The following is a 12,335-nucleotide window of genomic DNA, read 5'->3' as shown; positions in this document are numbered from 1 at the left end:
GAACGTTCGGTTCGTCCGGATGGGCATCGGCGAGGGTGCCGTCCCGTACCAGGAGGCCTGGGAGGAGCAGCAGCGGCTGCACGCCCTCCGGGTCGCCGACGAGATCCCCGACACGGTGCTGCTGCTGGAGCACCAGCCCGTGTACACCATGGGCAAGCGCACCAATCCGGCGGACCTGCCGCTGGACGGCACCCCGGTGGTCGAGGTGAACCGGGGCGGCGAGATCACCTGGCACGGCCCCGGCCAGCTGGTCGGCTACCCGATCGTGAAGCTGCCCGACCCGATCGACGTGATCGCGTACGTGCGGCGGCTGGAGGAGGCGCTGATCCGGGCCTGCGGCGCGTTCGGCGTGGAGACCACCCGGGTCGAGGGCCGCAGCGGTGTCTGGGTGCTGGGCGGGGACATCCCGGACGCGGTGGTGGACCCCGCGCAGGTCGTGGACATCGGCAGGCTCACCCTGCGGATGGGCCTGCCGCTGGGCATCGACCCCCGACTGGCCGGTCCGGAGTACGCGCCGTCCAACGCGGGCCAGCGCGGCGACGACCGCAAGCTGGCCGCGATCGGCGTCCGGGTCGCGCGCGGGGTGACCATGCACGGCTTCGCGCTGAACTGCGACCCGGACATGACCTGGTTCGACCGGATCGTGCCCTGCGGCATCCGGGACGCCGGGGTCGCGTCGCTGGCCGGCGAGCTCGGGCGGACCCTGCCGGTCGCCGAGGCGCTGCCGCTGGTCGAGAAGCACCTCGCCGAGGTGCTCGCCGAGCTGCCGGAGCCGGTGGCCGGGCGCTGAGCCCGGACGCCGGGCCGGATCCCGGGTCCGGATGTCCGGTTCGGCGCGTTCGCGCGTCCGCGCGCTGGCGCCCGGGAATCTACTTGCCGGTAGCCCTGTTGCCCTGCGATTGCGGGGTCACCGCCCCGGCGAAGGCCGTACAAGCACAGGCGTACCCTGGGGGTACCCCGTCTAGTTCTAGGAGTCGCACGTGTCCGCTGTCGCGCCCGACGGCAGGAAGCTGCTCCGCCTGGAGGTCCGCAACAGCGAGACCCCCATCGAGCGGAAGCCCGAGTGGATCAAGACCCGCGCGAAGATGGGGCCGGAGTACAACGCCCTCCAGTCGCTGGTGAAGAAGGAGGGGCTGCACACGGTCTGCCAGGAGGCCGGCTGCCCCAACATCTTCGAGTGCTGGGAGGACCGCGAGGCGACCTTCCTCATCGGCGGCGACCAGTGCACCCGCCGCTGCGACTTCTGCCAGATCGACACCGGCAAGCCCGCCGACTTCGACCGGGACGAGCCCCGCCGCGTCGCCGAGTCCATCGTCACCATGGACCTCAACTACGCCACCATCACCGGCGTCGCCCGCGACGACCTGCCGGACGGCGGCGCCTGGCTGTACGCGGAGACCGTGCGCCAGGTGCACGCGATGACCGCCTCCCGCGAGGCCGGACGCACCGGCGTCGAGCTGCTGATCCCGGACTTCAACGCGGTGCCGGAGCAGCTGGCCGAGGTCTTCTCCTCCCGCCCCGAGGTGCTGGCGCACAACGTCGAGACCGTGCCGCGGATCTTCAAGCGGATCCGCCCGGCGTTCCGCTACGAGCGCTCGCTGAACGTCATCACCCAGGCGCGCGAGGCCGGGCTGGTCACCAAGTCCAACCTGATCCTGGGCATGGGCGAGACCCGCGAGGAGGTCAGCCAGGCGCTGGCCGACCTGGTCGGGGCCGGCTGCGAGCTGATCACCATCACCCAGTACCTGCGGCCGTCGCTGCGCCACCACCCGGTGGAGCGGTGGGTCAAGCCGCACGAGTTCGTCGAGCTGCAGCAGGAGGCCGAGGAGCTCGGCTTCGCCGGGGTCATGTCCGGACCGCTGGTCCGCTCCTCGTACCGCGCCGGGCGGCTGTACCGGCAGGCGCTGGAGCACCGTGAGCGCCAGAACGGGACCGCCGCCGCGGCTCCTGCCGCCACGACCCCCGTCGCGGCGGTCTGACGGGCAGCGGCGACGGTTTCACGCCATCGGAGGGGCGGGGCTTCGGCTCCGCCCCTTTCGCTTCACCGGACTTTGACCACCTGGTCACGGACTGGTAACACGGAGTGGGGACGATGGCGTCTCCAAGAGTGTTCGATTTTTCTCGGCCACACCTCCGAGCACGACCGCACCTCCGCGCGCATCCGGTCACGGGTCCGCCCGCGCGTCCGCTCGGTCCGAGGGGAGCTGTTTCGGCATGCGGGTCGATTTCCGGGTGGAACTCCGGTCGGTGGGCACCGCGCTCCGGCTGGCCGAGAGCGTGCTGCTGGCGGGCGGACAGCGCCAGGCGCGGCGGAACGCCTGGGCCGCCGTCTGCGAGAACCGCAGGCACGCGGCGGCGCGGGAGCTCGACGGCGGACCGGTGGGCGCCCCGGCGGGGGGACCGGCGGGCGCCCCGGCGAAGGCCGCGCGCCGCTGACGAGGGCGGGCGGGCCGGGGCGGGCGCTCCGGGGACCGATCGGAGGTCGTTCGGGGGTGTTCCGGGGGCACTCCGGGAGCACTTCAGGCGCACTCCGGGGGGCCGGAACACCGGGCGGAACAGGGGCAGCCGGGTCACGGTTCGGGGCGAACGGGTACCCGGGCTTGGATATCCCGTACCCGCGCCACGTACCATGAGCGTTATGGCGAGGGAAACATCCGAGAACCCCGGGCGACTGAAGCAGATCCGCCTGGCATACACCATGACCAAGAAGGTCGACACCAAGATCGGCCTGATCATCGCCGGCGTCGGCCTGCTGACCTTCGGCGTGTTCCTGGCCATCGGTTTCGCGATCGAGCACCCCGTCTACCTGGGCATCCTGGGCTTCATCGTGGCCTTCCTGGCCATGGCGATCGTCTTCGGGCGCCGGGCGGAGCGCGCGGCGTTCGGGCAGATGGAGGGGCAGCCGGGTGCCGTCGCCGCCGTGCTGAACAACATCCGGCGCGGCTGGAGCGCGAGCTCCACCCCGGTGGCCGTCACCCGCAGCCAGGACGCGGTCTACCGCGCCGTCGGCCGGGCCGGCATCGCGCTGATCGGTGAGGGCAACCCGAACCGGGTCCGCCAGCTGCTCGCGTCCGAGAAGAAGAAGATGGCCCGGGTCGTCGGCGACGGCGTACCGGTGCACGACATCGTGGTGGGCGACGGCAAGGACGAGGTCCCCCTCAAGAAGCTGCAGATCCACCTGATGCGTCTGCCGCGCGCCATCACGCCCGCCCAGGTCACCGAGACCAACGACCGGCTGCGCGCGCTCGGCGACCTGCTCTCCAAGGCGCCCATCCCCAAGGGCCCGATGCCCAAGGGCGCCCGGATGCCCAAGGGCGGCCAGGTTCGCTGAGCCCCTCCCCCGTCGACACCAGAACGGCCCCGCCGCGGAGCTTCCGCGGCGGGGCCGTTCGGCGTTCCGGCCCTCGCGGCCGACTCGGGCCCGGGCCCGGAGGCTCTCAGACCCGCACCTCGACGGTGCCGACCGCCTTGTCGTGCAGCCCCCGGGTGTCGCGGTCCCAGACCAGGGCCGGCACCACCAGGAAGAGCAGCGCCGTCCGCAGCAGCACCTGCGGGATGGTCGCCCGGCCGCCGTCGAGCCGGACCACCCGCAGGCCGAACAGCCGCTTGCCGAAGGTCGTCCCGGTGGTCGAGAGCAGCAGCACGATGACGGCGAAGAGCAGCGGAGTGGTCCACATGTTCGCCGAGCCCGCGGAGCCGTTGCCGAGCAGCCCGTAGGCGACCAGGGCCACCAGCCAGCCGTCGACGAACAGGGCACCCAGCCGGCGGCCCGGGCCGGCGATCGAGCCGGAACCCTCCTTGGGCAGTCCGAGGCGCTCACCGCGGTAGCCGAAGTCGGCTCCCATCTTCTCGGCGGCCGCCTTCGGGCCGTCGATCCACGATCCCAACGCTTCTCTGGTGTCCACGAATCCACATTAACCGGGCGAACGCCGGGAGCGGCCACCGCCTCCCCGGCCCGAGCCGTGCCGCCCGCCACCGGAGAGTGAATCGGCCGCCCGCGGCTTTCCCCCGGCGCTCCCAAGTGGTCCAGACCACTTCACCTCCCCCACCTGGCCGGGCAAGGCGTTTTGTCCATGACCGTACGGCTTTGCCACCCGCACGACCACGCCGGTTAACATTCAGGAAACGACTGGGTCACCGGCCGGAAACGGCCCATTCCTATGGTGAGCCCCATTCGCTACGCCGAGGAGGATGGATGTTCAACAACGCCGCCGAAGTGAAGCAGTTCATCCAGGACAACGACGTGAAGTTCGTCGATGTCCGCTTCTGCGACCTGCCAGGCGTCCTGCAGCACTTCTCCGTACCCGCGGCGACGTTCGACCCGTCCGAGATCCTGATGTTCGACGGCTCGTCGATCCGCGGCTTCCAGGCCATCCACGAGTCCGACATGGCCCTGGTCCCCGACCTCGCCACCGCTCGGCTCGACCCGTTCCGCCAGGAGAAGCACCTCAACATCAACTTCTTCATCCAGGACCCGGTGACCGGCGAGGCCTACAGCCGCGACCCGCGCAACGTCGCCAAGAAGGCCGAGGCCTACCTCGCCTCCTCCGGCATCGCGGACACCGCGTTCTTCGGCCCGGAGGCCGAGTTCTACGTCTTCGACTCGGTCCGGTTCGACACCAGCGCCAACGCCTCGTACTACCACATCGACTCCGAGGCCGGCGCCTGGAACTCCGGCTCCACCGAGGGCGACGTCCGCGGCTACAAGGTCAAGTACAAGGGCGGCTACTTCCCGGTCCCGCCCGTCGACCACTTCGCCGACCTGCGCGCCGAGATGTCCCTGGAACTCGCCAAGGCGGGCCTGGAGGTCGAGCGCCAGCACCACGAGGTCGGCACGGCCGGCCAGGCGGAGATCAACTACAAGTTCAACACCCTGCTGCACGCCGCCGACGACCTGATGCTGTTCAAGTACATCATCAAGAACGTCGCCTGGCGGGCCGGCAAGACGGCCACCTTCATGCCGAAGCCGATCTTCGGCGACAACGGCTCGGGCATGCACGTCCACCAGTCGCTGTGGACCGAGGGCGTACCGCTCTTCTACGACGAGCAGGGGTACGCCGGGCTCTCCGACACCGCCCGCTACTACATCGGCGGCCTGCTCAGGCACGCGCCGTCGCTGCTCGCCTTCACCAACCCGTCGGTGAACTCCTACCACCGCCTGGTCCCCGGCTTCGAGGCCCCGGTCAACCTGGTCTACTCCCAGCGCAACCGCTCCGCCGCGATCCGGATCCCGATCACCGGCTCCAACGCCAAGGCCAAGCGCATCGAGTTCCGCGCCCCCGACCCCTCCTCCAACCCCTACCTCGCCTTCGCCGCCATGCTGATGGCCGGCCTGGACGGCATCAAGAACAAGATCGAGCCCCTGGAGCCGGTCGACAAGGACCTCTACGAGCTGGCCCCCGAGGAGCACGCCAACGTCCCCCAGGTCCCGTCCTCCCTCCCCGCCGTCCTGGAGGCCCTCGAGGCCGACCACGAGTACCTCCTCGCGGGCAACGTCTTCACCCCGGACCTGATCGAGACCTGGATCGACTTCAAGCGCACCAACGAGATCGCCCCCATCGCCCTCCGCCCCCACCCGCACGAGTTCGAGCTCTACTACGACCTGTAGGAGCCCCTCCGACCTGCGGAAACGCAGTTCGGTCTCTCAGTGTTTCCGCAGGTCAGGACCCTTTCTGACCTGCGGAAACGCCCATCGGAGGACCGCCGCCGACTTGCGATGTGAAATGAGTGTGAAATGAGCACACGGAGATCGAACTCGGCGAGAGACACGTGGGGCGCCCCCTAACGCGCAGGTCACTGCCCTACGGCAGGTACATTCGCCACGCTGGGTAATCGGAGGCGGCGCGATATCGCCGCCTCCACTCAGCAGCCACCGGGCAAGCAGGATGCGCCGGTGTCGGGTGCCGAGGGTTATGAGCTGCGGCACGGGCTCCGAGCAGCAATCTCCGTCGCCCGACGCCGGTGCAGCAGGTTCGTCGTAGAGGCCAGCGCCGCCGCCCATTCCGGTCTCGGGGAGGGCGAGTTCGACGCGGGTGGCGGCCTCGTGGTCGCCAGCGAGGGCGGCGGCCATCGTGCGGACCTGCTCGTAGCAGGTCATGGCGAGGAGCGGCGGGGCTCGGCTGCTCTGGGGCTCGCGATATGAAAATGAGAGTGCACAGAGTTCGATCCCGGCATGAGTTTCTGTGCAGTACCTGCTGTGGACTCCCACGGGCGACACGGCAAACCCCGTCGCCACCGGCCTCGACGGCAGACCCAGCCCCGCGCCTGGACCGGCACCGCGAACGATCGCCGCTCTGCCGTCGCAACCCGCACGATGTTCATTGGTGTGGTTCAACGCTCGTGCGGCAGCGGTGCGCCAGGTTACCCGGCTTCCCGACGGATCCGGGGCGGAGGCCGCGGGTACCAGGGTGGACCGGGCGAGTTCTATCCAGCGCCGGTATCCGGCTCACTGCCCTGCCCGTCCGGTCCGGGCGCCTGGGCCGCGAGTTCCTGCCGCACCCGGCGCCAGGCCCGGATTACTTCGGGCAGTTTGGCCAGTACCTCGCGGATCTGGGCGAGTACGAGCATGACGCATCCGAAGGTCGCGAGGATGCCGATGGTGATTCCGTCCCAGTTCACTGTGGCACGCCCACTTCCGGGGCGAACACGCCCCGACGGCAGAGCCAGTCGAGCGCGTCCGCGCCCAGTCGGTCCGGTGCTTCCCTGAGTGCGGCTTCTACGGCTGCGAGGTCGTGCAGCTTCCCGGGCGCGTCCGTCCGGTCCAGTGTGTCGATTCTCCGCAGGGCGGTGGCCACGACGGCGGGCCAGCCCGGCATGCCGAAGTGACCCGGGGTCTTGACAACGGCCGACATCGCCCGGTGCATCAGCGCGGTCCGCCAGCCCAGCTCCTTCATCTGCTTGCCGGTGAACCAGATCCGGTTATCGACGTCCTGGCAGAACTCGTCGGTGGGCTCTCCGCAGGCCAACAGGGTGAAGGAGGAACCGCCCGCCCACCGCAGCCGCACGTCGGAGGCGATCGCCCGGAACACGAGCAGTTCCTCTGGGCCGCCGTCCCGGGCGGAGATCAGGGCTTCGCGGGCCGCGCGGTAGAGGTCGACGCTCTGGGCGAAGATCTCGCCGTCGGACGGCCCGGTACCGGCCGCGTGTATCGCGTCCAAAGGGCCGTCGCGCCAGACGTCGGCCACCAGTCCGACCGCGGCAGTGTCGACGAGGGCCTCGGTGTTCTCGTGGTCGAGCCCGAAGTACGCCAGCACTTGCCCGTACTTGTCCACCAGCTCGTCCGGGTCACCGTCGAAGCCGGTGAGCGGCGACTCCTCCTCGACCGACAGTCTGCGCCGCAGCGGTGGGAGGTCGTGAGTGCGCTCCAGCTCGATCCCACGACGGGCAAGGTCCTCGAAGACGGCATCCGGTCCGCAGTCGATGTGTTCCCAATCGTGGCGGCCGAAGCAGGACTCCGGGCACTCCATTTCCGCGCAGGCCTCCGGTTCCGGCACCGCGGCTTCGTTGATCAGGTGGCGGACGAGGCGTCGCGCCACGGCCTCACGGGCGGAAATCATCTCCAGCGAGAGCCGAAAGCCCGCCTCCCGAAGCTCCTCGTCCGCCGGCTCGGAACCGGGCGGCCGGGGAGCGTCCTCGCTGGTCCAGGCGTGCGCCGACTCCAGCGACACCAGCAGCCACGCCACCTCGAGCGGTTCGACGTCGTCGTCCTCGGCAAGACCTGTCACGGTCTCCGCGGCCCGCCGCACATGTTCGAGGGAAGCCAGGTGGCGGAGGCGGGTCACGCTCCACGCCGCAGACTGCGCGTGCGCCAGGTCGGCCTCCTGGACGAGCGCGCCGTCGCGGAGCCGGCGAGCCCGCTTCACCAGCCGGGTCAGGCAGTTCCGGCATCCGAACAGGCCCGTGGTCGGAGTCGGCCCGAGCGGGACGGCCGCTCGACCGTCGAACGGCTGGTCGCACAAGCAGCAATCGAGTGCGGCAACTTGACGCGAGGTAGGTACCGTCGGCAGGGCGGAGCGGATCATGGCCCGGGCATAGGCGGGAATGTGCACAGGTGTGGCTCCTCGGGGCGGGACGCGGCCGCGGTCCGGCGCGTACGCCCATCCTCGACACCACCGCCAACGACCTGTCACCATTCTGACAGTCACATCCCGAGAAGTCTGGCGAAACCTGACAACCGCCGAAACGGGATCGTGCGGTCGTCCGGAATCCGACCCAGGAAGGCGGTCTGTCGAGCCGTGCCAGCCACTCCGGCCCACCAACCGACCGGTTCTCACCAGGAGTTGGTCCGCTCATTGCAGGAACTGCAGCGCGCGGCCGGGCTGTTGAGTTCACGCAGGATCAGCGCCCTGATCGCGGACCGGCCCGACCTCCCCGGCTGCCCCAGCCACGAAGGCGTCCGCACCGCTCTCAACGGCCTTCACGTACCGAAGTGGGACACCGTCGAGGCGATCGTCGCGGTGCTGGCCGACCAGTGCGACCCGCCCAGAGACCCGCAGGGCGAGGTCCGGCGGTTCCAGCGCCTGTGGCGGGCGGTGAACACTGGCGAAGCGGGCACCATGAGGTCCGCCAGGGAGCTGACGCTGCACGGCTGGGGCGGCGAGAACGGCGAGTGGACACCGGAGTTGGTCGCCGGAATGCTGCTGAATCCGTTCAACGCCGTCGAGATCCACCCGTCCCTCGCCGTCCCGCACGAGCCCCTGGTGACGGAGGACGACTGGGTAAGCTCCGGCGTCCGGCTCATCGAGGAGCACGGTGCGGAATTCGCCCTGCGCGCACTGCTACGCATCCTCAAGGGCGACTACATAGGAGCCGAGAGCGGCTCGCCCTACGGCTACCGGGACCCGGACTACGAGGCGCTGGAGATGCACCTCGGCTTCCGGTACGGCTGCCAGGAGATCGTCCGGCGCCTGCGCGCGGAGCCGAACCTGCTCCCTGCCTCGATCCGAGCCATGCACGCCGACGACACGATGGACCGCGAGGACCGCATCGAGATGCTGCGCGCCGAGGCCGACCACAGCCTGGTGCGCGAGGTGATGACCCTGACCCCGGACACCTGGGGCGAGATCTCCGAGGAGGCCCAGCACCAGGTCTTCGGTTATCTCGTGAAAAGCATGATCCCGGTCGGCAGGCCCGGCCAGCCACCGTCGGAGCGCTTCCTGATCACCTGGCGCATCCCGGAAGCCCGCGGCCAATAGGTGCGCGCGCCCAACCCCGTCGGGCGAGGGGGGTACGGGCCTCCAGGAGTCAGGCAGGCGGGTCAGGTGGGAGCAGGGGTGTGGCAGCGGGTGGGAAGGAAGGTGTCGAGGGCCGGACTGCTGCCCGTGTTGTATCAACCGCGGCCCTGGCATGCTGGGCCACCCGCGCTAGGCACCTACCTTCTTGGGCCGGCCGGGAGCGCCGTCGATCCGGTGAAACGTCCTCGATGCCGCCCGCCTCGTGAGACGCTCGTTCTCGTCGGACGGGCCGAAGGCGTGCCGAGGGGAAGGATGTGGGCCGGAATGGGCGATCGGAGCGAGGCCGCCATCCGGGACGAGCTGGCCCAGAACCTCGGGCTCATCGAGCCCGGCCTCTCGCTTGTGGGAGTTGAGTTCCACCTCAAGAACGCCCACGGCGCGCGCGGATTCGTGGACATCCTGGCACGCGACTCGCTCGGCAACCTGGTCATCATCGAGCTGAAGCGCAGTGAATCCACGTCGAGGCAGGCGATCCACGAACTCTTCAAGTACACGATGCTTGTTCGGGCCGGGCACGGGATCGGTGTCGAAAGACTGCGCTGCTTCCTCCTGTCGACCTCGTGGTCAGAACTCCTGGTGCCGTTCTCCGATTTCGTTCGCAGCGTCGAGTTCGCCGCCGAGGCGAAGCGGCTGGTACTGGACGACGCGGGGCGGGTGACCGCCATCCTCCCGGTACCCCTGGTTACCGATCCAGCCCCTGTCAGGCTGTTGCCGTGGCACAGCATCTATCTGTACGACGACGCTGATACCAGGTCAGCCGGTGCGCTGGAACTTGCCAACGGGATGCGGCGCGCCGGAATCTCCGACTACGTCCTCGCACTGCTCGACCATCGCGGGGAGGGCGGCAACGTGATCCACCGGAGTGCCATCTATGCTGCCGTCTCGATGCACTTCGCCGACGGACGCGACCTGGTGCCGTACACCTCACCCGAGTATGCCGAGTACGATCTACTGACTTACCGGGCATCCCTGCGGGTCGCCGCGGAGAGCATTGAGATCGGATATCCGGACAAGCTCCGCCAGATCCTGCGCTCCTGGGAAGTCGACCGGGTCGTCCGCGGCGGACATTTCTCATCGGACGCTCTGTGGTCCGACAACGGACTGATCAGCCTGATGCTCTCCGAGGACGGCGAGCACTCCGGTTGGCTCGAGATCCTGGCATCTCCGCGACACCCACCTGGGTGGAAGAAGTCACTCGCGCGAATTGCGCAGTTCCTTGAGGGCAACCGCAACTGGAGTCGTGGCATCGAGGAGGTGCTGGGCAACCTGGAGCACACGGCGACCGCCTCGCTGGAGATCTTCAATCCGCGCGATGTCATTGCAGCCGTCGGCCATGCCGTGCGACACGAGAACACCTCGGCGTTTCCGATCCTAGAACTGATCGTTGATACCGATGGCGAGACGAGAATATTCAAGGGATTCGCCTGCTGGGACGGCACGACTCGGCCAGCGGATCCGACAGAGGTATTGGGCCGGGTCCTGGCGGGCGGCGCAGCCGAATACGGCGGCCTGTATCATTTCGACCTAATGGGCTCCCATGACCCGGCGTTGATGGCATATCACGGACTCTCGTACGAGCTGTTCGAAGTCACTGACGGCACATTCACCCGGAGATTTGACGCGGTGGACGGCGGCTGGGTCGAGTTCGACGAAGGGCAGCATCATCTTTTCAGGCCGACAGTGGAATTCCTGTTGGCCAATCAAGCGTACTGTCGGGCCCTCGAAGCACTGACCCACGTAATAGAGATATCCGAGTGACGCCTCGGTCACTGACTTCAGCTTGCCGGAGTGGGGTCGGGCCATTCGTGGGGTGGGGTCAGGTGGGGGGAGGGGTGCGGGGGAGGTTGCGGACAGCGGGGGTGGCGAAGAGGGTCGCGCAGCCGGCCAGGCAGGCGGCCGCGGAGAGCAGGAGCAGGTGGTCCGGGGAGGCCAGTGCGGCGGCCGGGCCGGCCAGCAGTTGGCCGAGCGAGATGCCGGACACCGAACCCGCCAGCTCGTAGGCGGAGACCCGGTTGAGCACGGCGGGCGGGGTGTGGGTCTGCACGCTGGTCGCCCACATCACCGACCAGAAGGCCAGGGCGGCGCCGCCGAGGACGTGGCCCGCCAGCAGCACCGGCAGGGCGGCGCCGACGGCCGTGCAGAGCGGCAGCACGGTGTACAGCAGCATGGCCGCCGTGCCCGCGGCGAGTGGGCGGGCCGGGCGCAGCCGCAGAGCCAGCAGGCCGCCCAGCACCGTTCCGGCGCCGAGGAAGGAGACCGCCAGGCCGTAGGCGTTCGGGCCGAGCCGGTCGGCGACCAGCGCCGAGCCCAGCGGCACCAGCGGGCCGAAGAGCAGGACGCCGAAGACCATCCAGACCAGGATCACCGCCCACATCCAGGTGCGGGCGCGGAACTCCCGCCAGCCCTGGCGCAGTTCGTGGCGGAGCGGGCCGCGCGCGGAGCCAGGACCGGGGCCGGGGCCGGGGGCGACCGCGGGCGACCGGACGAGAGCCAGGCACAGGGCGCTGAGCAGGAAGGTGCCGCTGTCGATCGCGTACACCGCCCCGGCCCCGGTCAGCGCGATCAGCAGTCCCGCCAGGGCCGGGCCCAGCAGTTGGGCCAGCGCGTCGGCCACCTTGAGGGTCGCGTTCGCGCGCTGCGGGTCGGCCGCGACCAGCGGGACCATCCCGTTCACCCCCGGCAGGAACATCGCGACGGCCGCGCCGGCCACCGCCGCCATGGTCACCAGCAGCCAGAACGGCGGCCGTCCGGCGAAGAACGCGGCCGCCAGCACCCCCTGGGTGAGCACCCGTACGAGGTCGGCGCCGACCATCATGCGGCGGGCGCCGATCCGGTCCGTGAGCACCCCGCCGAACAGCACCAGGAGCACGAACGTCCCGGTCCAGGTGCCGAGGACGAGGCCGGCCCCGGAGACGTCGTACAGCGCGCCGACCGCGAGCGCGGCGGCCACGGGCATCATCGCGTCGCCGAGCAGGGAGACCGCGCGGGCGGTGAAGTAGAGGGTGAAGGGTCCGGTCCACAACGGGCCCCGGGCGTTCCGGGGTCCGGGGCGGGGGTGCGGGGCAGGCGGGCCGTCCGTCTCGGCGGTGGTCGTCACAGCAG

11 protein-coding genes are annotated in these 12,335 nt (G+C 69.8%); 7 read left to right on the top strand and 4 right to left on the bottom strand.

The genetic code is table 11. The annotated features are described in order from the left end of the window. Nucleotides 1–19 precede the first annotated feature (19 nt). The 4 genes from lipB (at nt 20) to ACIPYS_RS01805 (ending at nt 3,331) form a co-directional block, all read left to right on the top strand. Nucleotides 20–790 carry a lipoyl(octanoyl) transferase LipB gene (gene lipB, locus ACIPYS_RS01820; RefSeq protein ID WP_400742824.1) on the top strand — a complete coding sequence of 257 codons (771 nt, stop codon included), beginning with the start codon at nt 20–22 and terminating at the stop codon, nt 788–790. Between the two features lie 190 nt (nt 791–980). Next, on the top strand, nt 981–1,979 hold the full coding sequence (gene lipA, locus ACIPYS_RS01815; RefSeq protein WP_093862299.1) for a lipoyl synthase: 999 nt from the start codon (nt 981–983) through the stop codon (nt 1,977–1,979). A gap of 235 nt (nt 1,980–2,214) precedes the next feature. Next, nucleotides 2,215–2,436 (top strand): hypothetical protein, encoded by a 222-nt coding sequence (locus ACIPYS_RS01810; protein ID WP_093862298.1) that lies wholly within the window; start codon nt 2,215–2,217, stop codon nt 2,434–2,436. Between the two features lie 193 nt (nt 2,437–2,629). Then, nucleotides 2,630–3,331 carry a DUF4191 domain-containing protein gene (locus ACIPYS_RS01805; RefSeq protein ID WP_400741891.1) on the top strand — a complete coding sequence of 234 codons (702 nt, stop codon included), beginning with the start codon at nt 2,630–2,632 and terminating at the stop codon, nt 3,329–3,331. A 106-nt stretch (nt 3,332–3,437) separates the two neighbouring features. Here the strand turns inward: ACIPYS_RS01805 and ACIPYS_RS01800 are convergent, their stop codons facing one another. Further along, a complete protein-coding gene (locus ACIPYS_RS01800) occupies nt 3,438–3,905 on the bottom strand; it encodes an RDD family protein (RefSeq protein ID WP_400741888.1) in 468 nt (155 codons plus the stop codon). A gap of 290 nt (nt 3,906–4,195) precedes the next feature. Here ACIPYS_RS01800 and glnA point away from each other — a divergent pair, with 290 nt between their 5' ends. Beyond that, on the top strand, nt 4,196–5,608 hold the full coding sequence (glnA, locus tag ACIPYS_RS01795; RefSeq protein ID WP_093862295.1) for a type I glutamate--ammonia ligase: 1,413 nt from the start codon (nt 4,196–4,198) through the stop codon (nt 5,606–5,608). Between the two features lie 815 nt (nt 5,609–6,423). Here the strand turns inward: glnA and ACIPYS_RS01790 are convergent. Both ACIPYS_RS01790 and ACIPYS_RS01785 read right to left on the bottom strand, forming a co-directional pair. Then, nucleotides 6,424–6,618 carry a hypothetical protein gene (locus tag ACIPYS_RS01790; protein WP_400741884.1) on the bottom strand — a complete coding sequence of 65 codons (195 nt, stop codon included), beginning with the start codon at nt 6,616–6,618 and terminating at the stop codon, nt 6,424–6,426. After that, the gene (locus ACIPYS_RS01785) at nt 6,615–8,048 is read right to left on the bottom strand and encodes a hypothetical protein (protein ID WP_400741882.1); all 1,434 of its coding nucleotides are present in this window, start codon (nt 8,046–8,048) and stop codon (nt 6,615–6,617) included. The genes ACIPYS_RS01790 and ACIPYS_RS01785 overlap by 4 nt, the downstream gene beginning before the upstream one ends. Before the next feature lie 243 nt (nt 8,049–8,291). Between ACIPYS_RS01785 and ACIPYS_RS01780 the strand changes: the two genes are divergently transcribed. Then, entirely contained in the window at nt 8,292–9,194 is a 903-nt protein-coding gene (locus ACIPYS_RS01780) for a hypothetical protein (RefSeq protein WP_400741879.1), read from the top strand. 303 nt (nt 9,195–9,497) lie between these two features. Beyond that, a complete protein-coding gene (locus ACIPYS_RS01775; RefSeq protein WP_400741876.1) occupies nt 9,498–10,991 on the top strand; it encodes an endonuclease NucS domain-containing protein in 1,494 nt (497 codons plus the stop codon). A 58-nt stretch (nt 10,992–11,049) separates the two neighbouring features. Here the strand turns inward: ACIPYS_RS01775 and ACIPYS_RS01770 are convergent, their stop codons facing one another. Beyond that, nucleotides 11,050–12,330: an MFS transporter gene (locus ACIPYS_RS01770; protein WP_400741873.1), complete on the bottom strand. Its 1,281-nt coding sequence runs from the start codon at nt 12,328–12,330 to the stop codon at nt 11,050–11,052. Between the last annotated feature and the right edge of the window lie 5 nt (nt 12,331–12,335).

The organism is Kitasatospora sp. NPDC089913 (assembly GCF_044748625.1).
Taxonomy (GTDB): Bacteria; Actinomycetota; Actinomycetes; order Streptomycetales; family Streptomycetaceae; genus Kitasatospora.
Note: the sequence above shows the minus strand (reverse complement) of the source record. Positions and strands in the feature narration are given on the sequence as shown.